We start from the raw sequence: 25,041 nt of genomic DNA, 5'->3' as shown, positions 1-25,041 counted from the left end.
CGGCCGGGGCACCGACACCTCCCACACCAGGGCCCCGGGCGTACCCGCGCAGGACGCCCTGGAGCAGGACACGCCAGCACAGGCCGCAGCGCAGCACGCGCCGGGGAAGGACGCGGCACAACACGCCCTGAGGCAGAACGCACCGGCACAGGACGTGCCGGGAGACGACGCCGCCGGGGCGGTCGGCAGCGGGTCGGGGCGGTTCGGTCGACCCGGGCGGCCACTGCGCCGCAGCAGCTTCCTGGTCGGCTTCACCGGGGCACTCGGCGTGCTGCTGGCGTACACGGTGTTCCTGGGGATCCGCAATGCCGGCGGCATCCTGGTCCTGGTGGTGATCGCGCTCTTCCTGGCGGTGGGGCTCAACCCGGCGGTGGTCCGGCTGCGCCGCTGGGGGCTGCCGCACGGGCTGGCGGTGACGGTGGTGGCGCTGACCCTGGTGCTGCTGATCGTCGCCGGGCTGGTGGCGCTGGTACCGCCGGTGGTGACCCAGACCGGGCAGTTCATCGACCAGCTTCCCAGTTACGTCGAGGAGCTGCGCCGCAACCGCACCGTCAACGACCTGGTGGTCCGCTACGACGTGATGCAGCGGGTGCAGGCGCTGGCGAACGCGGACACCGTGGGCCGGGCGCTCGGCGGGGTCCTCGGCGGCGCCCAGTTGATCTTCGGAACGATCTTCCGGGTGCTCACCGTGCTGGTGCTGACGATCTACTTCCTGGCCTACTTCGACCGGCTGCGCGATCTCGGGTACGCGTTGGTGCCCAGGTCGCGCCGGCAGCGGGTCAGCCTGATCGGGGACGAGATCCTCACCAAGGTCGGCGCGTACATGGTGGGGGCGTTGAGCATCGCGGTGCTGGCCGGCGCGACCAGCTTCGTCTTCGCCCTGGTCGTCGGGCTGCCCTACCCGTTCGCGCTGGCCGTGGTGGTGGCGGTGACCGACCTGATCCCGCAGATCGGGGCCACCCTCGGCGCGGTGGTCGTCAGCCTGGTCGGCTTCGCCACCGCGCTGCCGGTCGGTATCGCCTGCGTGGTCTTCTTCGTGCTCTACCAGCAGGTGGAGAACTACCTCATCTACCCGAAGATCATGCGGCGGTCGGTGGAGGTCAACGAGGTGGCCGCGCTGCTCGCCGCCCTGCTCGGGGTGGCTCTGATGGGGGTGGTCGGCGCGCTGATCGCCATCCCGGTGGTGGCCGCCCTCCAGCTGATCCTGCGCGAGGTGGTGCTCCCCCGCCAGGACCGGCGCTGAGGGCCGAGGGAGAGGCTCAGCCGGCGGCCGGACCCGGTACGGGGGTGTCGGCGAAGGCGGCCACCGTCCGGTCGGCGTACGCGCTGACGTCGCCGGTCTCCATCGGGCCGTCCCAGCTCGTCGGCAGCGGCAGCGGCACCGCCGGGTTCACCCGCCGGACGATCTCGTCGAGCACCCGCTCGGCGTCACCCACCCACAGGTGCTTGGCCCCGGGCACGCCGACGACCTCGGCCTGCGGCACCGCCGCGAAGCGCTGCCGGGCCTCGTCGGGGCGCAGGTAGTCGTCGAACTCGGGCACCAGCGCGGTCAGCGGCCGACCCGACTCCGCCCAGACGGCCAGGTCACCGGGTTGCGAGAAACGCAACGGCGGGGAGAGCAGGATCGCCCCGGCCACCGCCGGGTCGCAGCCGTACTTCAGGGTCAGGTCGGTGCCGAACGACCAGCCCACCAGCCAGATGTTCGGCAGCTCGTGGAACTCGGCGTACTCGATGGCGGCGGCGACGTCGAACCGTTCGCCCACCGCGTTGTCGAAGGCTCCCTCGCTGGTGCCCCGCACGCTGCTGGTGCCCCGGGTGTTGAACCGGAGCACCGCCAGGTCGGCCAGGGCGGGCAGCCGCCAGGCCGCCTTGCGGAAGACGTGGCTGTCCATCATCCCGCCGTGGGTGGGCAGCGGGTGCAGGCAGACCAGGGTGCCCGCCGGCGTCCGGTCGACCGGGCGGGCCAGCTCGCCGACGAGCCGCAGGCCGTCGGCGGTGTGCAGCTCGATGTCCTCCCGGTGGCCGGGCAGGATCGACGACGCGCGGATCGGTGTGCTCACCGCCCCAGTCTGACCCGAACCCGCCGCCGTCGCTCGACCGGGGCGGAACCGGGGTGATCCAGGTCGCCCACCCGGCCGGAAACCGGGTCATCCGTAGCGGGGAGCGCCCCGGCCGCGCAGCAGGTTCGGTCCCCGCCGGTCCCGGGCCCGCCAGCAGCCGTTGTGCCAGTGCCGCCGGTCGGTGAGGTCCCCCGCGCCGTCGGCCGGCCAGGCCACCAGGTGCGCCACCCCGGGTCGGATCTCCTGGTCGCATCCGGGGCAGCGGTACGTCTTGACGGACGCCCCGCCGCTGATCCCGCGTACCTGCCACTCGCCGTCGCGCCACTGCTGCACCGACTCCACGCCGTGCCGGGCCCGCTCGGCGTCGAGCTGGCCGGTGTCCTCGCGGCGGGGACGGTTGCGACGGGGGCTCACCTCGCCAAGGTTACGGTCAGGTCCGCATCCCCGGCGGGGTGAGGTCGGTCGCCCCGGGGTCGGGTCAGTCCCGGGCGTGGTCGCGGAAGCCCCGGCCGGCGGCGCGACCCAGGTGACCGGCGGTGACCAGGTGGTGCAGCAGCGGCGCGGGGGCCAGCCCCGGTTCGCGCGACTCCCGGTACAACGCCCGCTGCACGGCCAGCGCCACGTCGAGGCCGACCGCGTCGAGCAGCGCGAACGGGCCCGTCGGGTAGCCGCAGCCGAGCGTCATCGCGTGGTCGATGTCGTCGACGGTGGCGTATCCGGCCTCCAGCATCGCCACCGCGTCGTTGAGGTACGGGAAGAGCAGCGCGTCGACCACGAAGCCGGCCCGGTCGCCGCAGACCAGCGTGGTCCGGCCGAGGGCGGCGCAGACCGCGCGGGCGGTGGCGGTGGCCTCCGTCGAGGTCCGGACGGTGGTCACCACCTCGACCAGCGGGCGCGCCGGCACCGGAGCGCAGAAGTGCAGGCCGAGCACGTCGGCGGGTCGGCGGGTGGCCATCGCCAGCTCGATCACCGGCAGGGCGGAGGTGGTGGTGGCGAGCACCACGCCCGGCTTGCAGACCTCGTCGAGGCGGGCGAACAGCGCCTGCGTGGCGTCCAGCTCCCCCGCCGTCGCCTCGACCACCAGGTCGACGTCGGCAAGCGGTTCCAGCGCGTCCGCCCAGGTGATCCGGGCCAGCGCGGCGTCCCGGCCGGCCGGGTCGGGGCGGTCGCGCGGGACGTCCTCGGCGAGCGTGGCCCGGACCGCCCCGGTGGTCCCGGCGGGCCCGTCCGCGCCGACGGCGACCACCTGGTAGCCGGCGGCGGCGAACACCGCGGCGAGATCGGCCGCCGTCGTCCCCGAGCCGACGACACCGACCCTGGTCACGGCCGTGGTGCCCGGCGCGTCGTCGGCGGCGGTCGGGGTCGACCCGTCGGGTACGACCTTCGCCGAGCCCGGCTTCTCGTAGGTGTAGAAGCCGCGTCCGGTCTTGCGGCCGAGCAGTCCCGCCGTGACCATCTGCCGGATCAGCGGCGCCGGGGCGTGCCGGCGGTTGCGCCCGCCGTGCCGGTACATGGTGTTCAGGATCTCGTACGCGGTGTCGAGGCCGATCAGGTCCAGCAGGGCGAGCGGGCCCATCGGCAGGCCGCAGCCCAGCGTCATCGCCGCGTCGAGGTCCTCGCGGGTGACGTAGCGGGCCTCGAACAGGCCCACCGCCTGGTTGAGGTAGCCGAACAGCAGGGCGTTGGCGATGAACCCGGCCCGGTCGCCGATAGTCACGCCGACCTTGCCGAGCCGGGCGCAGAGCGCCTCGACGTCGTCGACCACGTCGGTGGCGGTGACCACGGTGCGGACGACCTCGACCAGTTTCATCACCGGTGCCGGGTTGAAGAAGTGCAGGCCGACGACCTGCTGGGGGCGGCCGGTGGCGACGGCGATGTCGGTGACGCTCAGCGAGGAGGTGTTGGTGGCGAGGATGGTGGCGGGCGGGCAGATCCGGTCCAGCTCGGCGAAGATCCGCCGCTTGAGGTCGAGGCGCTCGGGGACCGCCTCGACCACCAGGTCCACCGCGTGCAGCGCGTCCAGCCCGACCTGGAAGTCGACCCGGGCGTGCAGGGCGTCCCGGTCGGCCTCGGCCAGCTTGCCCCGCGCCACGGCCCGGTCGGTCGACCGGGTGAGGGTGGCCCGGCCCCGGGCCAGGGCGTCCGGGGAGATCTCCACCGCGACGACGTCGACACCGTTGCGGGCGAACACCTCGACGATGCCGGCACCCATGGTGCCCAGACCCACCACGCCCACCCTGGTGAACTCCCGCGCCACGACCGGCCTCCCCTGGTTGATTCCGCCGTCGCCGGCATGAACGAACGCTAAGGTTATCCGCCGGGACCGGCGCGGGGGAGGTCGGTCCCGATTCCGGTCAGGCGTCGACGGCGCTGGGCGTGGGGACCGGGGTGGCCGGCAGGGCGTCGGTGGGGCCGGGGAGGCGCGACGGCAGCGGCAGCGTGGGCCGGTGGTCCCGGCGGCCGACGGACCCCCCGGCGAAGCGCAGGCCGACCGGGTCGGTGGTGGCCAGCCCGGGGTCGAAGTAGCGCAGTTCGGTACGGCCGAGCCGGATCACGTCGCCGTCGGTGAGCGGCTCGGCGCCGGTGATCCGCCGGTCGTTGAGCCAGGTGCCGTTTGTCGATCCCAGGTCGACCAGGACCACCCCGTCGGCGGTCAGCCGCACCTCGGCGTGCCGCCGGCTCAGGTGCGCGTCGGCGACCGCGATGTCGGCGGCCGGCGCGCGACCGATCACCTGTGGCTGGGGCCGGACGCGGAAGCTCGCCCCGCGCATCGGGCCAGCGGCCACCGTCAGCAGTGGCATCAGTTCCGGATGATCCTGCATGGACAGTCAGCTCCCCACCCACCGTCGCCCCGCGGTCAGCCTGCCAGCTCCGCGTGACCAGCTCACCACCCGCCCGGCCATCTCCGCGACCCCTGGCGGACGACCGGTGTCCACCGAACAGGCGGCGACGGGGCGATAGCTGAGCTGTGTTCACAACTACCAGCGGGTAGCTTCCGGGTCTAGACTTCCGCCATGACGGCTGTGCAGGTCCCGGGTACCCCGGTCATCTCCGACGGTCGGCTGGTCTCGACGAGCCCGGCCACCGGCGACGAGGCCGGCAGCGTGCCGGTCGCCACCGCCGAGGAGGTGGACCGCGCGGTCGCCCGCGCCCGCACGGCCGGGCAGTGGTGGGCCGGCCTCGGCTTCACCGGCCGCCGGGCCCGGCTGCTGCACTGGCGGGCCCTGCTCGCCCGGCGGGTCGAGGAGCTGGCCGAGCTGATCCACGTCGAGGGCGGCAAGCCGGTCGGGGACGCCGTCGTCGAGGTGCTCACCGCCATCGAACACATCGACTGGGCGGCCCGCAACGCCCGCCGGGTGCTGGGGCCCCGCCGGGTCCGCTCCCGGCTGATCCTCGCCGAGTTCTCCGGTCACCTCGAATACCAGCCGCACGGCGTGGTCGGGGTGATCGGCCCGTGGAACTACCCGGTGTTCACCCCGGTCGGTTCCGCCGCCTACGCGCTGGCCGCCGGCAACGCGGTCGTCCTCAAGCCCAGCGAGTACACCCCGGTCGTCGGGCAGTGGCTGGTCGACGCGTTCGCCGAGGTCGTGCCGGAGCAGCCGGTGTTCACGGCGGTGCACGGCCTCGGCGACGTCGGCGCGGCGCTGTGCCGCTCGGGCGTCGACAAGGTGGCCTTCACCGGTTCCACGGCGACCGCCCGTCGGGTGATGGCCGCCTGCGCCGAGTCGCTGACCCCGGTGCTGCTGGAGGCCGGCGGCAAGGACGCGATGATCGTGGACGCCGACGCCGACCTGGACGCCGCCGCCGAGGCGTGCGTCTGGGGCGCGCTGACCAACGCCGGCCAGACCTGCATCGGCATCGAACGGGTCTACGCGGTGGCGGCGGTGCACGACGCGTTCGTCGGCAAGGTGGTCGCCCGCGCCGAACGGCTGACCGTCGGCGCAGACGGGGCCGACCTCGGCCCGATCACCATGCCGAGCCAGCTCGACGTGATCCGCCGGCACATCGACGAGGCCATCGCCGCCGGGGGGCGGGCCGTGCTGGGTGGTCCCGCCGCCGTGCAGCCGCCGTACGTGCACCCGACCGTGCTGGTGGACGTCCCCGAGTCCGCGTCGGCGATCCGCGAGGAGACCTTCGGCCCGACCGTGACCATCACCCGGGTCACCGACGCCGACGAGGCCGTACGCCGGGCCAACGCCCTGCCGTACGGCCTGGGGGGTTCGGTGTTCGGGCGGCGCGACGCGGTGGCGATCGCCCGCCGGCTGCGCTCGGGGATGGCGTCGGTCAACTCGGCGCTAACCTTCGCCGGGATGTCCACGCTGCCGTTCGGCGGGGTGGGCGACTCGGGCTTCGGCCGCATCCACGGTGAGGACGGGCTGCGCGAGTTCGGCCGGGCCAAGTCGGTCACCCGGCGACGGGCCCGTTCGCTGCTGCCCGCGATGACCTTCGAGCGGACCCCGACCGACGTGGCCCGGATCATCAAGGTCACCAAGGCGCTGTACGGCAGGCGCTGACCCCGACCGGCGGGCGGCCCGCCGACCGGTGGTCAGAACAGGGTCAGCTCGTCACGCACGATGCCGCGCAGCCGGTCGTAGTCGACCACCACGCAGCGGATGCCCCGGTCGGTGGCGAGGACCCGGGCCTGCGGCTTGATCTCCTGGGCGGCGAAGACGCCGGTCACCGGGGCGAGCAGCGGATCCCGGTTCATCAGTTCGAGGTAGCGGGTGAGCTGCTCGACGCCGTCGATCTCGCCGCGCCGTTTCACCTCGACGGCGACCGCGCCGGCGTTGGCGTCCCGGCAGAGCAGGTCGACCGGACCGATCGCGGTCATGTACTCCCGCCGGACCAGGGTGAAGCCCTCCCCCAGCGTCTCCGGGTTGGCGGCCAGCAACTCCTGCAGGTGCGCCTCGACGCCGTCCTTGCGCAGCCCCGGGTCGACGCCCAGCTCGTACGAGGTGTCCTGGAAGACCTCCTCCAGGGTGATCCGCAGCTCCTCGCCGGCCTTGTTGACCACCCGCCACACGCCGGGGGCCTCCTCCAGCCGGCAGGGCGGGCTCATCCAGTTCAACGGCTTGTACGCGCGGTCGTCGGCGTGGATCGACACCGACCCGTCCGCCTTGACCATGAGCAGGCGGGTGGCCAGCGGCAGGTGCGCCGAGAGCCGTCCGACGTAGTCCACCGAGCACTTCGCAATCACCAGACGCACCCGACGAGGGTAGCCGAGGACCGGCCGGTCACCGTCGCGCGGCACTGGCGCGCCGGTGCGATGCTGAGATGGTGTTCGAAGTCCTCACCGGTACCGGGCTCGCCGCCTCGGCGGGCCTGAACGCCTACATTCCCCTGCTCACCATGGGTCTGCTGGCCCGCTACACCAGCCTGATCGACCTGCCCAGCGGCTGGCAGTGGTTGGGCAACGGCTGGGTGCTGGCGATCCTCGCGGCGCTGCTCGCCGTCGAGGTCGTCGCCGACAAGGTGCCCGTGGTCGACCACGTCAACGACGTCGTGCAGACGGTGGTCCGCCCCACCGCCGGCGGGCTCGCGTTCGGTGCGGGGTCGGGCTCGGAGACGGTGACGGTGAGCGACCCGGGCGGGTTCTTCTCGTCCCACCAGTGGGTGCCGGTGGCGGCCGGTGTCGCCATCGCGCTCGGGGTGCACCTGTTCAAGGCGGCGGCCCGACCGGTGGTCAACGCGACCACGGCGGGTTTCGGCGCACCGGTGGCCAGCACCGCCGAGGACGCGACGAGCGTGCTGATGTCGCTGGTGGCGATCATCCTGCCGGTGCTGGTGCTGGCGTTCCTGCTGGGCATGGTGGCGTTCGTGGTCTGGTTCCTGCGCCGACGCCGGGAGCGCCGCCGGGACCGCGAGGCGGCCCGCGCCGCCGGCTACCGGGTCTGACCCACCGCCAGGCACGTCGATGGCCGGCACCCCGGGCGGGGTGCCGGCCATCATCGTCGTACGGGTCAGCTGTTCCAGTGCTGGGCGACGAGGTCGGCGGCCTGGGTCTCCCACTGGGCGTAGTGGTCGGGGTACGCCGACACCTGCACCGTCTGGGCGGCCTTGGTCAGGGGCATGTCCTGCCAGCCGTCGACCTGCTTGAGGCCCTTGAGGAACGCCATCGTGGCGTACTCGGGGTCGGTGATCTGCTCCACCGTGCCCCAGCCGCTGGACGGGCGCTGCTGGAACAGGCCCTGCGAGTCGTGGTCGTTACGGTCACCCAGGTGACCCAGGTTCTCCAGCTTCGACTCCTGCAGGCTCGTCGCGATCGACACCACGGCGGCACGCTCGTCCATGCCGGCCTTCTTCGTCGCGGCGATGATCGCCTTGACGTTGGCGGTCTGCTCGTCGTTGAGGTCGATGCGCGACTGCTCACCCTGCACACCGTGCGGGATCAGCTTGCCCTTGTCGACGGCCGGCTTGTCGGCCTGCACCACGGCCACGGTGTGGTCGGTGGCGGTCGACTCGGCGGTGCCGTGGTTCAGCGGACCGGCGGCCAGACCACCGGCGACGGCCAGACCGGCGATACCGAGAACACTCTTACGCAGAATGGTGGTCTTCATGGGGGATGCTCCTTCGAGGGGGTCGACGCCACCCGACCGGTCGGGGGACCGGCCACCGGCGGAGCCGGCGGTGGGGGCGTAAGCACCACGACGAGGCGCTCATGAGGGAAAGTCGGTAGCTCTCCGGCGGGCCCTGCCGCTCGCGCCGGAACCAGATGTAACGACCGGGGGCCCCGCATCATTCCGGGGCGCTGCCCGCCTCCGGGCTGGCCGGGCGGGGTGCTGCTGCGGTCGTACAGAGGGTGTAACGACTGCGGGCCGGCCGGGATTCCGCCGTCGGGGTGCCGCCGGTCACGGGACGCTCCGCCCGGTCGACCCCACCCCGGACACCGGTGACGCCCCGACCGGGCTGAACCGGTCATCCGGCCGCACCCGTGACGCGCGGGACGGCCAGGCGCGGCCCCCTCACCGACGACCGAGGCCGGACCGACCACCCGGCCGGGCGCGAGCCCGCCGCCCCACCCGACCCGCCCCGGCCCCGCCCGACCCGCCTCGGCCCGCCCGGCCCACCCCGGCCAGCCCCGGTGATCAAGAGGTTTGCGTCGTCGAGAGCGCTCTCCCAGGCCGCAATTCTCTTGATCACCGGGGCGGAAGGGTCGGGGCGGAAGGGTCGGGGCGGAAGGGTGGGGTGGGAGGGGTGGGCGGGGCGGGAACGGGGGCGTCCGGGCGCGGTCGCCGTGGTGGCGGGTCTTCCTACGGGGTGATCAGCGGTGGAACGGCCCGCGCCCACCAGACCGGCACTTATCATTTGTGGCATATCTACCGAAAGTGAGGTTGTCATGACCGCAGCGATGGAAATGCCCCGGGTTCAGGAGTGCGCGGCCTCGTCCTGCGCCTACAACCACACCAACGACTGCCACGCGTTCGCCATCACCATCGGCAGCACCGACCACGCGCACTGCCACACCTTCGTGGAGCTGCCGGTGCGCGGCGGCCTCGACCGGCTCATCGCCCAGGTCGGCGCGTGCAGCCGGGCCGACTGCCGGCACAACGCCGAACTGGAGTGCCGCGCCCCGGCGATCACCGTCGGCCCCGACAACGACCTGGCCGACTGCATGACCTACCAGAGCCGCTGACCGACCGACCACCGCGGGGCCGGGGCCGACACGCCCCCGGCCCCGCCGGCCGTCCCGGCTGTGCAGCACCTCACAGGACCCCGTCGGGGACGAGCGGGCCGCCTCGACGCGACCCGGCCGACACCGGCACACCCCGGACCGCCGCGCCTCACGGCCTGGTCGCACACTGGACGGCATGGATGACGAGCTCGCGATCTCCGTACGGGGACTGCGCAAGGCGTACGGCGACAACGTCGCGGTGGCGGGGGTGGACCTCGACGTCCGCCGGGGCGAGGTGTTCGCCCTGCTCGGACCGAACGGCGCGGGCAAGACGACCACGGTGGAGATCCTGGAGGGCTACCGGCAGCGCGACGCCGGCCAGGTGAGCGTGCTCGGCACCGACCCCGGTCTCGTCCTCGGGTCCCGCCCGCGCGGCCCACGGGCGGGCGCACCGCGTACCTCCCGGGGGCAGGCGGCCGACTGGCGGTCCCGGGTCGGCATCGTGCTCCAGGGCACCGGCGAGTTCGACGAGCTGACCGTCGCCGAGGTCGTCCGGCACTTCTCCGGGTTCTATCCCGAGGCGGACGACCCGGACAAGGTCGTCGAGCGGGTCGGGCTGGGGGCCAAGGCCAACGCCCGTACGCACACCCTCTCCGGCGGGCAGAAGCGCCGGCTCGACGTGGCGCTGGGCATCATCGGCCGCCCCGAGCTGCTCTTCCTCGACGAGCCCACCACCGGTTTCGACCCGGAGGCGCGGCGCGAGTTCTGGGAGCTGATCCGGGACCTCGCCGCCGCCGGCACCACCATCGTGCTCACCACCCACTACCTGGACGAGGCCGAGTCGCTCGCCGACCGGGTCGGGGTGATCGCCGCCGGCCGGGTGATCGAGGTGGCCCCGCCGGACCTGCTCGGCAACCGTCAGGACGCCCTGGCGACGGTCTCCTGGCGTACCCCGGACGGGACGCCGCACACGGAGCAGAGCGCGACGCCGACGGCGCTGGTGGCGGAGCTGGCCGCGCGCTTCGGCGGCGAGGTGCCCGGTCTGACGGTGACCCGGCCGACCCTGGAAGACGTCTACCTGAGCATGATCGGACACTGATGACCACCACCACGAAGCCGGCGACCCCGTCCGCCACCACCGGCCGCCGGCGGGTCGGGCCGGGCGCGCTCGCCCTGCGCCAGGGCCGGCTGGAGATCACCCAGTTCCTGCGCAGCCGGGAGTCCGTCGTGTTCACGATGGGCTTCCCGATCATCATGATCCTGATCTTCGCGTCGATCTTCGACGGGACGATCGGCGGCGGGGTGAAGTTCACCCAGTACTTCATCACCGGCATGATCGCGACCGGGCTGATGACGGTGAGCTTCCAGAACCTCGGCATCTGGATCCCGATCGAGCGGGACCGGGGCGTGCTCAAGCGCTACCGGGGCACCCCGATGCCGAAGTGGGTCTGGTTCGCCGGCAAGGTGATCATGGTGGTGGTGATCGGTGTCGCCGAGACCGCGCTGCTGCTGGCGGTCGCCGTGGCCCTGTTCGACCTCGACCTGCCGGCCACCGCCGGGAAGTGGTTCACCTTCGGCTGGGTCGCCGTGCTCGGGGTGACCGCCTGCACCCTGTGCGGGATCGCCATCTCGTCGCTGGCCCGCACCGCGCGCAGCGGCTCCGCCGTGGTCACCCCGGTCTCCCTGGTGCTCCAGTTCATCTCCGGGGTGTTCTTCGTCTTCACCGACCTGCCCACCTGGATGCAGCAGGTGGCGGCGTTCTTCCCGCTCAAGTGGATGTGCCAGGGCCTGCGCGCGGTCTTCCTGCCGGAGAGCTTCGGCGCGCAGGAACCCGGCGGCTCCTTCGAGCTGGGCCGGGTCGCCCTGGTCCTCGCGCTGTGGTGCCTGATCGGCCTGGTGCTCTGCCTGACCACCTTCCGCTGGACCACCAAGCGGGACGGCTGACCCGCCGGGTGTGCTCGACGCAGTTGTGCCGATGCTGCGGTGTCCGCCCGGTGGGGACACCGCAGCATCGGCGACGTCGCGGGCCGGGCTCAGTACGAGTAGAACCCCTGGCCGGTCTTGCGGCCCAGGTCACCGGCGGTGGCCATCCGCTGGAGCAGCTCCGGCGGGAAGAACTTCTCGTCGGCCGTGTCGGTGTAGATGTTCCTCGTGGCGTTCAGCAGGACGTCCACGCCGGTCAGGTCGACCGTGGCCAGCGGGCCCATCGCGTGGCCGAAGCCGAGCTTGCAGGCGGTGTCGAGGTCCTCGGCCGACATCACCCCGGACTCGACCAGCTTGACCGCCTCCATGGCCAGCGCGCAGATCAGCCGGGTGGTGACGAAACCGGCGATGTCCCGGTTGACCACCACCACGGTCTTGCCGATCTCCTCGGCGAACGCCCTGGCGGTGGCCAGGGTCGCGTCGCCGGTCTTGTAGCCGCGCACCAGCTCGCACAGCTTCATCATCGGCACCGGGGAGAAGAAGTGGGTGCCGACGACCGACTCCGGGCGCTCGGTGGCGGTGGCGATCTGGGTCACCGGGATGGCCGACGTGTTGGTGGCGAGCACCGCGTCCGCCTTGCAGATCTTGTCCAGCGCGCGGAACACCTCGTGCTTGATCTCGATCTTCTCGAAGACCGCCTCCACCACGATGTCCGCGTCGGCCGCCGCCTCCAGGTCGGTGGTCGGGGTGATCCGGCCCAGGGTCGCCTCGACCTCGGCCGGGTCGATCCTGCCCTTCTCGGCGAACTTCGTCAGCGACTTCCGGATGCCGTCCACACCGCGCTTCGTGGCCGCGTCGTCGATGTCGCGCAGCGTCACCTGCCAGCCCGCCTGCGCCGCCACCTGGGCGATGCCGGAACCCATCAGCCCGGCCCCGACGACCGCGAGTCGACCCGCCATCTGCTTCTCCCTCGCCTGCGATTGAGTGTCTGCCAGCACCCTAGTCGGCGAGCCTGAACGAACGCTAAGCCCCGGACCGGCGGCGGGAGGCGGGTCAGATGGTCAGCTCGGGGGTCTCCGGGACGGTGCCCCGTTCCACCTCCACACCGAGCGCCCGCAGGTCGGCCACGAAGTCCGGGTAGCCCCGGTCCACGTGGTGCACGTGCGACACCTCGGTGACCCCGTCCGCGCACAGCCCCGCGATGATCAGCCCGGCGCCGGCCCGGATGTCGGTGGCCCGTACCGGCGCACCGGAGAGCCGGTCCCGGCCCCGGACCACGGCGTGGTGGCCGTCGGTCTTGATGTCGGCACCGAGACGCACCATCTCGTTGGCGAACATGAACCGGCCGTCGAAGATGTTCTCGGTGATCAGGGACGCCCCCTCGCTGACCGCCGCCAGGCCGATCGCCATCGGCAGCAGGTCGGTCGCGAACCCCGGGTACGGCAGGGTCACCACGTCCACGGCGGCGGGGCGGTCGTCGGCGCGTACCCGGAAGGCGTCGCCCCGGGTCTCCACCAACGCGCCGGCCGACACCAGCTTGTCCAGCGCGACCTCCAGATAGGCCGGGTCGATCCCGGTGACCGTCACGTCCCCCCGGGTCATCGCCGCGCCGAACGCCCACGTTCCGGCGACGATCCGGTCCCCCACCGTGGCATGCCGCACCGGGCGCAGCGCGGGCACCCCGGCGATACGCAGCGTGGAGCTGCCGCAGCCGGAGATCCGGGCGCCCATCCGGTTGAGCATCGTGCAGAGGTCGACGATCTCCGGTTCCCGGGCCGCGTTGTCGATCGTCGTCACGCCCCGGGCCAGCACCGCCGCCATCACCAGGTTCTCGGTGGCGCCCACGCTCGGGAAGTCCAGCACGATCTCGGCGCCCCGCAGCCCGTCCGGGGCGGCGGCGATGACGAAGCCGTGCTCGCCGGAGACCTCCGCGCCCATCCGGGCCAGCCCGGCGATGTGCATGTCCAGACCCCGGGAGCCGATCGCGTCCCCGCCCGGGTGGGCCACCCGCACGTACCCCCGGCGGGCCAGCAGTGGGCCCAACACGCAGATCGACGCCCGCAGCCGACGCACCAGGTCGTAGTCGGCGTCCGCGCCGGGCTGCTCGGGCACGTCGATGACGACCGACCGGGAGCGGGCCTGCCCGCCGTACCCGACCATAGGGTCCACCGGGTCGTCCGCCGCGAAGTAGACCGCGCAGCCGAGCCGGCGCAGCACCTCGCCCATGATGGCGATGTCGGTGATCCGGGGCACGTTCGTGATCACCGTACGCCCCGGGGCCAGCAGCGCCGCCGCCATCAGCTTCAGCGCCGAGTTCTTCGCCCCGACGACGTGCACCGTGCCGGCCAGCCGGGCGTCACCGCCGACCCGGATGACGTCGACCGCGTCGACCGCCGGATCGCCGGCGTCACCCGGCCCCACCTCCACCGGCCAACCGGCCGCAGCGGGCCGTGCCGGGATCGTCAGGTCCGGTATCCGTAGGCTGTGCGTCATGGCCGTCCACCTCACGCGCATCTACACCAAGGCCGGCGACGCCGGCATGACCAGGCTGAGCAACAACGAGCAGGTGCCGAAGACCGATCCACGGATCGCCGCGTACGCGGACGTCGACGAGTGCAACGCCGCGCTCGGCGTGGCGCTCGCCCTGGGGCAGCTCGACGACGAGCTGCGGGCCGTACTGGAGTCGATCCAGAACGACATGTTCGACGTCGGCGCCGACCTGGCCACCCCCGTCGAGCCGGACCCGGCGTACCCGCCGCTGCGGGTCACCGAGGAGTACGTCGAACGCCTCGAAGGCTGGTGCGACGAGTACAACGGGCGACTGGGCAAGCTCGACTCCTTCATCCTCCCCGGCGGCACCGCTGGCGCGGCGCTGCTGCACGTGGCACGGACGATCGCCCGGCGCGCCGAACGGGCGGCCTGGGCCCTGGTCGCCCACGATCCGGATCGCACCAGCTCCCTTCCGGCAAAGTATCTCAACCGCCTCTCCGACCTGCTGTTCATCCTGTCAAGAACGGCCAATCCGGGCGGCGATGTGCTATGGGTGCCGGGCGGCAAGCGCTGAGCACGGGCGGGCTGCACCACGTCGAGGTCTGGGTACCCGACCTGGCCGCCGCGAAGCGGAGCTGGGGCTGGCTGCTCGGTGAACTGGGCTGGACGCCGTACCAGGACTGGCCGGCCGGCTGCTCCTGGCGGCACGGCCCGACGTACCTGGTCGTCGAGGAGTCCCCGGCGCTGACCGGGCGGACCCACGACCGGCGCGCCCCGGGCCTCAACCACCTGGCCTTCCACGCCGGTCCGCCGCACGCGGTGGACCGGCTGGTGGCCGACGCCGCGGCCCACGGCTGGGCGCTGCTGTTCGCCGACCGCCACCCGCACGCCGGTGGCCCGGACAGCTACGCCGCCTACCTCACCGACCGGCAGGGCTACGAGGTCGAGCTGGTGGCCGCCGTCGCCGCACCCTGACCGCGCCCGGCAGGGCGACCGGGCCGGTGCCGGGTCAGGCGGCGGGCCAGTCCTGGGAGGCCATACGTGGCGAGGCCGCCCCGGGCGGGGCGGCCTCGAGCCAGGAGGAGAAACCGGTCACCGTGGATCGGGCCATGGCGATCTCGACCGGCGCGTGTTGACTGGTACAGCGGAGGATCACCCAGTCGGACGGCATGGAGAGCCGTTCCTGACCCTCGGGCAGCCGCCGCCGCTCCACCACCAGCTCCTTGCGGGAGAGCACCCGCTTGGGCCGCAGGGCGAAGCTGAACATCCGGTACCAGCGGAGCTGGTCGCCGACGAACCGCGCGAAGCCCGGTGACCAGCCCCGGCCGTCCAGGACGGTGGTGACCCGGACGCTCAGCCGGATGATGCCGCCGCTACGGGTGACCAGGGCCCGCCGGACGAAGAGGATCAGGAGCGCGGCGAGGATCACCGCGATGCCGATTCCGATCCCTTCGACGATCTCCATCGGCGGGTGGACTCAGCGGGCCGGAGTGGCCGGGGTGGCGCTCTCGGCGAGCACGGTGACGCTCTCCGCGCCGACCGACAGGAATCCGCCGGTGATGTCGTAGGCGACCTGCTGGCCGCCGGCCTGCTTGATCCGGACCTGGCTGGGCTCGGCGAGCTGGCCGAGCAGCGGCGCGTGCCCCGGCAGCACACCCAGCTCGCCTTCGGTCGTGCGGGCGACGACCATTTCGGCCTCGCCGGACCAGACCTTCTCCTCGACGGCTACGAGGTCGACGTGAAGCTGCTGTGCCACGCTGTCTCCTTGCTGCGGCGACGGATTGTCGAAAGTCTAGTCGGACCGCCGTCGCCGACCCAACGCGGGTGCCGAGACCTGCACCACCATCCGGCGTGTCGGCTGGCCGGACGGTGCTGTCGGCACCCGCAGGGGTCACTTGACCTTGTTACGGAACTCCGGGTGCTCCAGCAGGAAGGCGTCCAACTGCTCGTTCTTGAGGGCGGCGAAGAAGTCGTCGGCGGCGGGCAGCAACCGCTCCCCCCGGTAGGCGTTGCCGGTGCCGATCCCCTCCCCGGGCAGCTTGATCAGCTCGACGTTCTCCGAGCGGATGCCCTTGAGCGCGATGGCGAAGTCGACCACGCTGTTGCCCCGGCCGTTGAAGGTCAGCGACTGGCCGGCGGCCCGGATCACCCGGTCCAGCTTGATCGGGTTGGTCACCACGTCGGCGCTGAACGCCTGGCTGATCATCGCCTTGATGAACTGCTGCTGGTGCCGCTGCCGGCCGTAGTCGGCGTCCGGGACGCCGTTCCTCGGGTAGCGCTGCCGGACGTAGTCCAGCGCCTGCCAGCCGCTGAGGTGCTGGTTGCCCTTCTTGTAGACCGCCTGCGGCCCGATGTACCCCTCGCCGTACGGGTTGCCCTTGCGGTGCTTGCCGTTCGGCTCGCGGTGCTCGGAGCGGACCTCCCGCTCGATGTACATGTCGACGCCGCCCATCGCGTCGACGATCTTTTGGAAGCCGGTGAAGTTGATGATCGCCCCGGCGTCGAACCGGGTGATCCCGGTCGCCTTCTGCACGGTCTTGGCGAGCAGTTCGAAGCCCTGCGCCGCGCTGGGGTTCTTGCCCTCGACGATGCTGCCGTGCGACATCGCTCCGTTGATCTTGCCGGAGCCGCCCCGGTAGCCGGCCTTGTCGAACTTGGGGATGTCGACGTAGAGGTCACGCGGCACGGAGAAGATGTACGCCCGGTCCAACGACTCCGGCACGTGCAGCACCATGATCGAGTCGGCCAGCGGCGGCGTCTTCGCGTCCCGCGGGTCGATGCCCACCAGCAGGATGTTCAGCGGGCCCTTGACGTTGCTCTTGCGCTCCTGCGCCCCGGCCGCCTTGTCGCCGAACAGGTCGGCCTTGCCCACCGAACCCTCGTAGCGCGACAGCAGCGTCTCGTAGCCCACCAGGACCGCGCCGCTGAGCATCAGCAGCACGACCCCGAAGATGGTGCACGCGCGGGCCCAGCGGGGCGCCCCGGACCAGATCGACCGCCTGCCGTCCCCGCCGGCCTTACCGGCCCCGCCACCCTTACCGGCCTTACCGTCCCTGCCGCCCTTGCCGGTCTTACCCACCAGCAGCTCCATTCGTCGCGCACGGGGACTCGTCACGAGGATTCGTCACGCCCACGAAGAGGAGACGGGCGTACCCGGTCGAAAAGTTGCACCACACCGACCCCCGAACCCGAGAGTCGTTCTCGAAACGGTACCGCGCCCCCGCAGCGACCGCTCGCCCGGCAACCGGACACCGGCCCCACCAGGCGCAACGGCCGAAGGCCACCCCGGTCGACCGGGGTGGCCTTCGCAGCACGACTGTCCGAGAGCTCAGCCCTCCGACATCAGCTCCTTCGCCTTGCGCTCCAGGTCCTCCAGACCGCCGCACATGAAGAAGGCCTGCTCGGGGAAGTGGTCGTACTCGCCCTCGCTGATCTTCCGGAACGCGTCGATGGTCTCCTCGATCGGGACCGTCGAGCCCGGCACGCCGGTGAACTGCTCGGCGGCGTAGGTGTTCTGGGAGAGGAAGCGCTCGATCCGGCGGGCCCGGCCGACGGTGAGCTTGTCCTCCTCCGAGAGCTCCTCGATACCGAGGATGGCGATGATGTCCTGGAGGTCCTTGTAGCGCTGGAGGATGCGCTTGACCTCGGTGGCCACCGCGAAGTGCGCCTCGCCGACGAACTCCGGGGCGAGGATCCGGGACGAGGACGCCAGCGGGTCCACGGCCGGGTAGATGCCCTTGTCGGAGATCGACCGCTCCAGGTTGGTGGTCGCGTCCAGGTGGGCGAAGGTGGTCGCCGGCGCCGGGTCGGTGTAGTCGTCGGCGGGCACGTAGATCGCCTGGAGCGAGGTGATGGCCTGGCCCCGGACGGAGGTGATCCGCTCCTGGAGCTCGCCCATCTCGTCGGCCAGGGTCGGCTGGTAACCCACCGCGCTCGGCATCCGGCCGAGCAGGGTGGAGACCTCGGAACCGGCCTGGGTGAAGCGGAAGATGTTGTCGATGAAGAGCAGCACCTCCTGCTTCTTGACGTCCCGGAAGTACTCGGCCATGGTCAGCGCCGACAGCGCCACCCGCAGCCGGGTGCCCGGCGGCTCGTCCATCTGGCCGTAGACCAGCGCGGTCTTGTCGATGACGCCGGACTCGGTCATCTCGGCGATGAGGTCGTTGCCCTCACGGGTGCGCTCACCCACGCCGGCGAAGACCGACGTACCACCGAAGTTCCGGGCCACCCGGGTGATCATCTCCTGGATGAGCACCGTCTTGCCCACGCCGGCGCCGCCGAACAGGCCGATCTTGCCGCCCTTGACGTACGGGGCGAGCAGGTCGATGACCTTGATGCCGGTCTCCAGCATCTCGGTCTTCGGCTCCAGGTCCGCGAAGGCCGGGGCCTTGCGGTGGATGCCCCACCGGTCGTCCGCGTCGAGCGTCTCGCCCTCGGTGAGGTTGAGGCACTCGCCGATGGCGTTGAAGACGTGGCCCTTGACCGCGTCGCCCACCGGAACGGTGATCGGCGAGCCGGAGTCGGTCACCTCGGCACCCCGGACCAGACCGTCGGTCGGCTGCATCGAGATGGCCCGGACCAGGTTGTCACCCAGGTGCTGGGCGACCTCCAGGGTGAGCGTCTTCGCGCCGCCGGAGAGGTTCACCTCCACGTGCAGGGCGTTGAACAGGGTCGGCATGGCGTCGCGCGGGAACTCGGCGTCGACGACCGGGCCGATGACCCGAACCACGCGACCGGTGGCCGTACTGGTCTCTGCCGGTCCCCCGGCAACTGCGGATACAGTCATCACACTTCACTTCCCGACGCGGCCAGCGCGTTCGCGCCGCCGACGATCTCACTGATCTCCTGGGTGATCCCGGCCTGGCGGGCCGAGTTCATCTCACGCGTGTACTTCTCGATCATCTCTTCGGCGTTGTCGGTGGCGCTCTTCATCGCCCGCCGCCGGGCCGCCGACTCGCTCGCCGCCGACTCCAGCAACGCCGCGTAGATCCGCGTGTTGATGTACTTCGGCAACAGCGCGTCGAGCAGCGACTCCGCCTCCGGCTCGAACTCGTACGCCGGCAGCAGCCCCTCGGAGCGCGGCCGGTCCTCGACCTGCATCGGGCCGATGATCTTCGTGACCGGGCTCTGGGTCATCAGGCTGTGGAACTCGGTGTAGACGATGTGCAACTCGTCGATGCCGAGCACGCCGTCCGGCCCGGCGTCGCCGTCGGTGTCGTCGGCACCGGCGGTGAACGCCGCGATCAGCGTCTCGCCGACCTCACGGGCGTCGGCGAAGGTGGGCTGCTCCGAGAAGCCGGTCCAGTTCGCCGCGATCTGCCGGTTGCGGAACCGGTAGAACGTCAGGCCCTTGCGTCCGATGACGTAGAGCACCGGCTCCTTGCCGTCGGCGGTGAGCCGGGCGATCAGCGACTCGGCGGTCCTGATCGCGTTGGAGCTGTACCCGCCGGCCAGGCCCCGGTCGGAGGTGACCAGCAGGACGCCCGCCCGCCGCACCCGCTCGCGCGGGGTGAGCAGCGGGTGGTCGATCCGGGCGTTCGAGGCCAGCGCGGTGAGCACGCCGGTGATCGCCTGGGCGTACGGCAGGGACGCCGTCACCCGGGCCTGGGCCTTGGCGATGCGGCTCGTCGCCACGAGCTCCATCGCCTTGGTGATCTTCTTCATCCCCTTCGCCGAACGGATTCGCTGGCGAAGAACGCGTACCTGGGCCGCCATGAGTCAGCCCTACTGCTTCTCGGCGTCGCCGCCGGCGTAGCGGGTGACCGTCTCCCGGTCCGACTCGCCCTCCAGCGGCTTGGCCGGCGCGTCGTTGACCCGGCGCTCGTCGGCCTTGCCGAGGAAGACCTGCTTGAACTCGCCGATGGCCGAGTCCAGCGAGGCGGCGATGTCGTCGCCCCACTTGCCGTCCGCGATCGAGGCCAGCACGCCCTCGTGCTTGTGCCGCAGGTACTGGAGGAACTCGGACTCGAAGCGACGGATCTCGCCGACCGGGACGTCGTCCAGCTTGCCCTCGACGCCGGCCCAGACCGAGACGACCTGCTCCTGCACCGGGTACGGCGAGTAGTTCGGCTGCTTGAGCAGCTCGACCAGCCGGGAACCCCGGTTCAGCTGGGCCTGCGAGGCCTTGTCCAGGTCGGAGGCGAAGGCGGCGAACGCCTCCAGCTCACGGAACTGGGCCAGGTTGAGCCGCAGCGAGCCGGAGACCTTCTTCATCGGCTTCATCTGCGCGGCGCCACCGACCCGGGAGACCGAGGTGCCGACGTTGATGGCCGGCCGGACGCCCTGGTTGAACAGGTCGGACTCCAGGAAGATCTGGCCGTCGGTGATGGAGATGACGTTGGTCGGGATGAAGGCCGAGATGTCGTTGGCCTTCGTCTCGATGATCGGCAGGCCGGTCATCGAACCGCCACCCAGCTCGTCGGAGAGCTTCGCGCAGCGCTCCAGCAGGCGGGAGTGCAGGTAGAAGACGTCACCCGGGTAGGCCTCACGGCCCGGCGGGCGGCGCAGCAGCAGCGACACGGCCCGGTACGCCTCGGCCTGCTTGCTCAGGTCGTCGAAGACGATCAGGACGTGCTTGCCGCCGTACATCCAGTGCTGCCCGATGGACGAGCCGGTGTACGGGGCGAGGTACTTGAAGCCGGCCGGGTCGGACGCCGGGGAGGCCACGATGGTGGTGTACTCCAGCGCGCCCGCGTCCTCCAGGATGCCCTTGATCGAGGCGATCGTGGAGGCCTTCTGGCCGATGGCGACGTAGATGCAGCGGACCTGCTTCTTCGGGTCGCCGGAGCGCCAGTTGTCCCGCTGGTTGAGGATGGTGTCCAGCGCGACGGTGGTCTTGCCGGTCTTCCGGTCGCCGATGATCAGCTGCCGCTGGCCCCGACCGATCGGGGTCATCGCGTCGATCGCCTTGATGCCGGTCTGCAGCGGCTCGTCGACCGACTGCCGGGACATCACGTTGGGGGCCTGGAGCTCCAGCTCGCGGTAGCCCTCGTCGGCGATGTCGCCGAGGGCGTCGATCGGCTGGCCGAGCGCGTTGACCACGCGGCCGAGGAAGGCGTCGCCGACCGGTACGGAGAGCACCCGGCCGGTGCGCTTGACGCGCTGCCCCTCCTCCAGCTTGGCGGAGTCACCGAGAACGACGACACCGATCTCCCGCACGTCGAGGTTCAACGCCACGCCGAGCGTGCCGTCCTCGAACTCCAGGAGTTCGTTGGTCATGGTCGAGGGCAGGCCCTCGACGTGGGCGATGCCGTCACCGGTGTCGGCGACGGTGCCGACCTCCTCGCGGGAGACGTCGGTCGAGTAGGAGGAGACGTAGCGCTCCAGGGCGCCGCGGATCTCCTCCGTCGAGATGGTCAGCTCGGCCATCCTCTGCTTCCTTAAGTATCAGGGGCCCGGGATACCTAGTACCGACCGGTCCGAATGGCGTCGATCAAAGGGCGGCGAGGCCGCTGTCAGCGCTGCACGAGCGCGTTGCGGGTCTCGTTGAGGCGGCGCAGGACGGTGCCGTCGTACAGGTCGGAACCGACCCGCACGCTCACCCCACCGAGCACCTCCGGGTCGACCGTCTGCTTGACGGAAACCTCTCGACCGTACATCGCGGAGAGACGGGCACCGAGCCGTCGCTCGTCGGACTCACTCAACGGAGCCGCCACGGTCACGTACGCGACCTGACGGTCCCGCCGGTCGGCGGCCAACTCGACCAGCCGGGTGAGCGCCCCGGTGAAGGAGCGCCCCCCGAACCCGCCGAGGGCCACCTCGACGAGGCGGACGGTGACCGGCCGGGCCTTGCCGGCGAGCAGTTCCCGGGCCAGTCCGGCCCGCTGCCCGGCCGGGGCGATCGGGTCGGCCAGCGCCGCGGAGAGCGCGGACTGACCGGCGACCACCTGGCCGAAGCGGAACAGCTCGTCCTCGACCTCACCGAGGTCGCCCGCGGCGTCGGCGCTGGCCAGCAGCGCCTCCACCCCGAGCCGCTCGGTGCCGTCGAGCAGCTCCGACGGCGTCGACCAGCGGCCGGCGACCAGGCCGGACAGCAGGTCGAGCGCATCCGCGCCGATCTTGCCGGTCAGGATGCCGTTGAGCAGCGCCGCACGGTCGTCGCCGCTGCGGGCCGGGTCGGACAGCGCCCGGCGCAGCCGCGGCTCGCCCCGCAACAGGGCGGCGACGGAGAGGACGTCGTCGGCGGTGGTCGCCACCGCCGACGGCTCCGCCCCGCGGACGTACGCGTCGAGGCGCTCGGCCGCGACCGCGTACGACTCCCGGCTGGCGGCCTGCATCAGCGGGCCCCCGTGCTCTCGAGGTTGCTCAGGAACCGGTCGACGGTGCCCTTGCGGCGTGCCTCGTCGGCAAGCGACTCGCCGACGATCTTGCTGGCCAGGTCCACCGCGATGGTGCCGACCTCGGCCCGCAGCTCACGCACGATGGTGGCCCGCTCGGCGGCGAGCTGCTCCTTGCCGGCCGCGATGATCCGGTCGGACTCCTCCCGCGCCTTGCCGAGGATGTCCTGACGGATGCCCTCCGCGTCGGCCCGGGCGTCGTCCCGGATCTTGGCGGCGTCGGTACGCGCCTCGGCGAGCTGCGCGCGGTACTGCTCAAGGAGCTGGTTGGCCTCGGCCTGGGCGGCCTCGGCACGCTTGATCCCGCCCTCGATCGCGTCGACCCGGGCCTGGAACGTCTGTTCCATGCGGGGGAAGACGAACTTCATCAGCACGAAGCAGAGCACGGCGAAGGCGACGCTGCCGACCACGATCTCCTGCCAGAGCGGGATGATCGGGTTGTGGGTCGACTCACCACCCTCAGCGGCGAGGAAGTACATGGATGACCTCCCGGTCTGCAGGGGCCGGGTCAGCCGGCCCAGATGAAGCCGAAGGCGATGCCCAGCAGCGCGAGCGCCTCGATGACGGCGAAGCCGATCCAGACGTACGGCAGGGTCATCCGGGACGACTCCGGCTGGCGGGCCGTCGACTGGATGTAGGCGGCGAAGACCAGGCCGACGCCGATGCCCGGGCCGATGGCGGCGAGGCCGTAGCCGATGGCGGCGGTGCTGCCGGTGACCTCGGCGAGAACGCTAGCGTCCATGGGTGTGGTTCCTCCTGGGTATCTCGCGTGACTCTCACGCGGGACGACAACGGGTTGATGCGGTGGACCAGTGCTCGCGAGCGAGCCCCCGCCCGTGGACCAGTGCTCGCTTTCGAGCCCCCGCCCGGTGGATCAGTGCTCGTCGGCGAGCGCGCCCTGCACGTAGCTTGCGGTGAGGACGGTGAAGACGTAGGCCTGCAGGCAGATGACCAGGAACTCGAGGAAGGTGAGCGCGATGGTCATCACCCAGGACAGCACCGAGACCGGTGCGAGCCAGGCGTTGGCGCTGAGCATCGCGAAGCCGCCGAGGGTGAAGACCAGCAGCAGCATGTGCCCGGCGAACATGTTGGCGAAGAGACGCACGGCCAGCGAGAACGGCCGCACGAGGAAGGTGGAGAAGAACTCGATCGGGATCAGCAGCGGCAGGATGTACCAGGGCGCCGGCGGGATCAGGGAGTTCTTGAAGTACTTCACGAAGCCGTGGTGCCGGATGCCGACGTAGTTGAACATCAGGTAGCTGATCACGGCGAGGATCGCCGGGAAGGCGATGTGCGAGTTCGGCGAGATCTGGAAGAACGGCACGATCGCGAAGAAGTTGGTCAGCAGCACGAAGCAGAACAGCGTGGTGAAGTACGGCGCGAACCGCACCCCCCGGTGTCCGATCATGTCGACCGCGATGTTGTTCCGCACGAAGCCGTAGATCGACTCGGCGAGCCACTGCTTCTTGGTCGGGACCAGCTGCGGCTTCCGGTAGGTCGCCAGGAAGAAGATGATCAGGATGCCGACGGCGACCCACACCATCGCCGTGATCTTGGTGAACCAGTACGAGTCGTGCGCACCCCAGGGCAGGATGCTGGGCAGGTAGAAGTCCTCCACGCTGGGTGGGAATGCCGCCTGGCCCGCTGCCAGGACGTTCGCCTGTCCGAACACCGCGTCCCTTCCTAAGTAGGCGTGCCGAGCCGGCGGACGACCAGGATGATCCCCCCGGCCATGCCGAGCACGACACCGATCCCGGTGGCGATGCCGCCGGAGTCGAGCCACTGGTCGACCAGCCAGCCGATGAAACCCCAGACGAGCATGCCCCCGATGAGGTACGAGAGCGCGGTCCAACCCTGACCGGCGCCGGTCGGAACGTCGTCCGGGCCACCGGTGGGTCGGGGGTTTTGGTCACCAGCCATGACGGGGCGAACGATATCAGCCGGGAAGACGAGGCTGTGCCTCACCCCCCGCACAACCGTCGTTGTGTGGGCATCGGGCGGGCTCCATCGTCTGGGGGCACGCTACTCCCCTTCCGCAAGGGAGAGAACGACCGCACGCGGACAGTCGCCCGCCCGCCCACCATGTGGGACAGTCAGGAGCCGGGTCGACGGGAATACACCCTGGTCAGCCACCAGATGTGTACTCCGGTCCAGACCACCACACCGGCGGCGATGCCGACACAGAGTGGAACCAGGCCGTCCCAGCCGGTCGATGCCACCGCCACCATGACCACCCCCAGCAGGGTGAACTTGGCGATGTAGAGGCCCAGCCCGAGGGGCAGCACCAGTTGCGGGTTGACCGCGTCGGCCCTGGCCAGCACCACCGTGGTCAGGCTGTAGCTGACCACCGTCACCGCCACCCCGGCCGCCGCGCCGAGGGCCGCCACGCCGCCGCCGGTCACCGCACCGACCAGCGCGGCGACCACCCCCAGCACCGCCGAGGCGGCCAGCAGCACCGGCAGGTGACGCAGCCGCCACCCCTGGTCGTCGGCCACCGCCGGCCCGCGCGCCCCGGGCTCAGCCACGCGGGTCTTCCGGGCCGTCGGCGTGCGGCGCGGCCACGACGGGCCGCCCCCGGTCCGGCCCCCACCAGGTGCGCTTCACGTTCTCCACAGCGAAA

Annotated in this window: 28 protein-coding genes; 8 read left to right on the top strand and 20 right to left on the bottom strand. The window is 71.6% G+C overall.

The window, feature by feature from the left end:
* Positions 1-154 precede the first annotated feature (154 nt).
* Entirely contained in the window at positions 155-1,243 is a 1,089-nt protein-coding gene (locus H1A17_RS09575; RefSeq protein WP_145923012.1) for an AI-2E family transporter, read from the top strand.
* Between the two features lie 16 nt (positions 1,244-1,259).
* On the opposite strand, the gene H1A17_RS09570 is transcribed toward H1A17_RS09575, so the two are convergent.
* The 4 genes from H1A17_RS09570 to H1A17_RS09555 all read right to left on the bottom strand — a co-directional run bounded on the left by H1A17_RS09570 (position 1,260) and on the right by H1A17_RS09555 (position 4,882).
* Positions 1,260-2,060 (bottom strand): alpha/beta hydrolase, encoded by an 801-nt coding sequence (locus H1A17_RS09570; RefSeq protein WP_194821673.1) that lies wholly within the window; start codon positions 2,058-2,060, stop codon positions 1,260-1,262.
* 87 nt (positions 2,061-2,147) lie between these two features.
* On the bottom strand, positions 2,148-2,474 hold the full coding sequence (locus tag H1A17_RS09565) for a hypothetical protein (RefSeq protein WP_088642767.1): 327 nt from the start codon (positions 2,472-2,474) through the stop codon (positions 2,148-2,150).
* Positions 2,475-2,538: 64 nt separating this feature from the next.
* Positions 2,539-4,317 (bottom strand): 3-hydroxyacyl-CoA dehydrogenase family protein, encoded by a 1,779-nt coding sequence (locus H1A17_RS09560; RefSeq protein WP_145921444.1) that lies wholly within the window; start codon positions 4,315-4,317, stop codon positions 2,539-2,541.
* Between the two features lie 97 nt (positions 4,318-4,414).
* On the bottom strand, positions 4,415-4,882 hold the full coding sequence (locus H1A17_RS09555) for an FHA domain-containing protein (RefSeq protein ID WP_194821672.1): 468 nt from the start codon (positions 4,880-4,882) through the stop codon (positions 4,415-4,417).
* A gap of 192 nt (positions 4,883-5,074) precedes the next feature.
* Here H1A17_RS09555 and H1A17_RS09550 point away from each other — a divergent pair, with 192 nt between their 5' ends.
* A complete protein-coding gene (locus H1A17_RS09550) occupies positions 5,075-6,574 on the top strand; it encodes an aldehyde dehydrogenase family protein (RefSeq protein ID WP_194821671.1) in 1,500 nt (499 codons plus the stop codon).
* 32 nt (positions 6,575-6,606) lie between these two features.
* Here H1A17_RS09550 and nucS read toward each other — a convergent pair whose 3' ends face one another.
* Positions 6,607-7,266, bottom strand: coding sequence for an endonuclease NucS (gene nucS, locus H1A17_RS09545; RefSeq protein ID WP_145921447.1), 660 nt, complete (start codon positions 7,264-7,266; stop codon positions 6,607-6,609).
* Positions 7,267-7,337: 71 nt separating this feature from the next.
* Between nucS and H1A17_RS09540 the strand changes: the two genes are divergently transcribed.
* Positions 7,338-7,955 (top strand): DUF4126 domain-containing protein, encoded by a 618-nt coding sequence (locus H1A17_RS09540; RefSeq protein ID WP_145923013.1) that lies wholly within the window; start codon positions 7,338-7,340, stop codon positions 7,953-7,955.
* 65 nt (positions 7,956-8,020) lie between these two features.
* Here the strand turns inward: H1A17_RS09540 and H1A17_RS09535 are convergent, their stop codons facing one another.
* Positions 8,021-8,617 (bottom strand): hypothetical protein, encoded by a 597-nt coding sequence (locus H1A17_RS09535; RefSeq protein ID WP_194821670.1) that lies wholly within the window; start codon positions 8,615-8,617, stop codon positions 8,021-8,023.
* 779 nt (positions 8,618-9,396) lie between these two features.
* Between H1A17_RS09535 and H1A17_RS09530 the strand changes: the two genes are divergently transcribed.
* The 3 genes from H1A17_RS09530 (at position 9,397) to H1A17_RS09520 (ending at position 11,616) form a co-directional block, all read left to right on the top strand.
* Positions 9,397-9,693, top strand: coding sequence for a DUF1540 domain-containing protein (locus H1A17_RS09530; protein WP_067312880.1), 297 nt, complete (start codon positions 9,397-9,399; stop codon positions 9,691-9,693).
* Positions 9,694-9,868: 175 nt separating this feature from the next.
* Positions 9,869-10,771 carry an ABC transporter ATP-binding protein gene (locus H1A17_RS09525; RefSeq protein ID WP_145921449.1) on the top strand — a complete coding sequence of 301 codons (903 nt, stop codon included), beginning with the start codon at positions 9,869-9,871 and terminating at the stop codon, positions 10,769-10,771.
* Positions 10,771-11,616: an ABC transporter permease gene (locus H1A17_RS09520; protein ID WP_145921450.1), complete on the top strand. Its 846-nt coding sequence runs from the start codon at positions 10,771-10,773 to the stop codon at positions 11,614-11,616. Before H1A17_RS09525 ends, H1A17_RS09520 begins: the two co-directional genes overlap by 1 nt.
* An 89-nt stretch (positions 11,617-11,705) precedes the next feature.
* On the opposite strand, the gene H1A17_RS09515 is transcribed toward H1A17_RS09520, so the two are convergent.
* Together H1A17_RS09515 and murA are read right to left on the bottom strand one after the other, a co-directional pair.
* Positions 11,706-12,554, bottom strand: a complete 849-nt coding sequence (locus H1A17_RS09515; RefSeq protein ID WP_145921451.1) for a 3-hydroxyacyl-CoA dehydrogenase family protein — start codon at positions 12,552-12,554, stop codon at positions 11,706-11,708.
* 94 nt (positions 12,555-12,648) lie between these two features.
* Positions 12,649-14,088 carry a UDP-N-acetylglucosamine 1-carboxyvinyltransferase gene (murA, locus tag H1A17_RS09510; protein ID WP_145921452.1) on the bottom strand — a complete coding sequence of 480 codons (1,440 nt, stop codon included), beginning with the start codon at positions 14,086-14,088 and terminating at the stop codon, positions 12,649-12,651.
* Between murA and H1A17_RS09505 the strand changes: the two genes are divergently transcribed.
* Complete coding sequence (locus tag H1A17_RS09505) at positions 14,087-14,659, top strand: cob(I)yrinic acid a,c-diamide adenosyltransferase (protein ID WP_145921453.1); 573 nt, start codon at positions 14,087-14,089, stop codon at positions 14,657-14,659. The genes murA and H1A17_RS09505 overlap by 2 nt on opposite strands.
* Positions 14,635-15,060 carry a VOC family protein gene (locus H1A17_RS09500; protein WP_145921454.1) on the top strand — a complete coding sequence of 142 codons (426 nt, stop codon included), beginning with the start codon at positions 14,635-14,637 and terminating at the stop codon, positions 15,058-15,060. The genes H1A17_RS09505 and H1A17_RS09500 overlap by 25 nt, the downstream gene beginning before the upstream one ends.
* Before the next feature lie 34 nt (positions 15,061-15,094).
* Here H1A17_RS09500 and H1A17_RS09495 read toward each other — a convergent pair whose 3' ends face one another.
* From H1A17_RS09495 to H1A17_RS09440, 12 genes are all read right to left on the bottom strand, one after another.
* Positions 15,095-15,550, bottom strand: a complete 456-nt coding sequence (locus tag H1A17_RS09495; protein WP_088642779.1) for a DUF2550 domain-containing protein — start codon at positions 15,548-15,550, stop codon at positions 15,095-15,097.
* A gap of 12 nt (positions 15,551-15,562) precedes the next feature.
* Positions 15,563-15,841: a F0F1 ATP synthase subunit epsilon gene (locus H1A17_RS09490; protein ID WP_067312863.1), complete on the bottom strand. Its 279-nt coding sequence runs from the start codon at positions 15,839-15,841 to the stop codon at positions 15,563-15,565.
* 135 nt (positions 15,842-15,976) lie between these two features.
* Positions 15,977-17,176, bottom strand: coding sequence for an LCP family protein (locus H1A17_RS09485; protein ID WP_194821681.1), 1,200 nt, complete (start codon positions 17,174-17,176; stop codon positions 15,977-15,979).
* Positions 17,177-17,413: 237 nt separating this feature from the next.
* Entirely contained in the window at positions 17,414-18,871 is a 1,458-nt protein-coding gene (gene atpD / locus H1A17_RS09480) for a F0F1 ATP synthase subunit beta (RefSeq protein WP_088642781.1), read from the bottom strand.
* Positions 18,871-19,800, bottom strand: coding sequence for a F0F1 ATP synthase subunit gamma (locus H1A17_RS09475; protein WP_145921455.1), 930 nt, complete (start codon positions 19,798-19,800; stop codon positions 18,871-18,873). Before H1A17_RS09475 ends, atpD begins: the two co-directional genes overlap by 1 nt.
* 9 nt (positions 19,801-19,809) lie before the next feature.
* Positions 19,810-21,453 carry a F0F1 ATP synthase subunit alpha gene (gene atpA, locus H1A17_RS09470; RefSeq protein ID WP_194821669.1) on the bottom strand — a complete coding sequence of 548 codons (1,644 nt, stop codon included), beginning with the start codon at positions 21,451-21,453 and terminating at the stop codon, positions 19,810-19,812.
* 86 nt (positions 21,454-21,539) lie between these two features.
* Positions 21,540-22,361, bottom strand: a complete 822-nt coding sequence (locus tag H1A17_RS09465) for a F0F1 ATP synthase subunit delta (RefSeq protein WP_145921457.1) — start codon at positions 22,359-22,361, stop codon at positions 21,540-21,542.
* The gene (locus H1A17_RS09460) at positions 22,361-22,900 is read right to left on the bottom strand and encodes a F0F1 ATP synthase subunit B (RefSeq protein ID WP_088642785.1); all 540 of its coding nucleotides are present in this window, start codon (positions 22,898-22,900) and stop codon (positions 22,361-22,363) included. Before H1A17_RS09460 ends, H1A17_RS09465 begins: the two co-directional genes overlap by 1 nt.
* A 29-nt stretch (positions 22,901-22,929) precedes the next feature.
* Positions 22,930-23,163, bottom strand: coding sequence for an ATP synthase subunit C (locus H1A17_RS09455; protein ID WP_067312849.1), 234 nt, complete (start codon positions 23,161-23,163; stop codon positions 22,930-22,932).
* A gap of 132 nt (positions 23,164-23,295) precedes the next feature.
* Positions 23,296-24,093, bottom strand: a complete 798-nt coding sequence (gene atpB, locus H1A17_RS09450; RefSeq protein ID WP_145921458.1) for a F0F1 ATP synthase subunit A — start codon at positions 24,091-24,093, stop codon at positions 23,296-23,298.
* A gap of 11 nt (positions 24,094-24,104) precedes the next feature.
* Positions 24,105-24,341: an AtpZ/AtpI family protein gene (locus tag H1A17_RS09445; protein ID WP_088642787.1), complete on the bottom strand. Its 237-nt coding sequence runs from the start codon at positions 24,339-24,341 to the stop codon at positions 24,105-24,107.
* A gap of 173 nt (positions 24,342-24,514) precedes the next feature.
* Positions 24,515-24,946, bottom strand: coding sequence for a hypothetical protein (locus tag H1A17_RS09440; RefSeq protein WP_145921459.1), 432 nt, complete (start codon positions 24,944-24,946; stop codon positions 24,515-24,517).
* Positions 24,947-25,041 lie beyond the last annotated feature (95 nt).

The sequence above is a fragment of the Micromonospora sp. S-DT3-3-22 genome (genome assembly GCF_015354745.1).
Classification (GTDB): domain Bacteria; phylum Actinomycetota; class Actinomycetes; order Mycobacteriales; family Micromonosporaceae; genus Micromonospora; species Micromonospora wenchangensis.
This window is presented reverse-complemented; position numbering and strand designations above follow the sequence as displayed.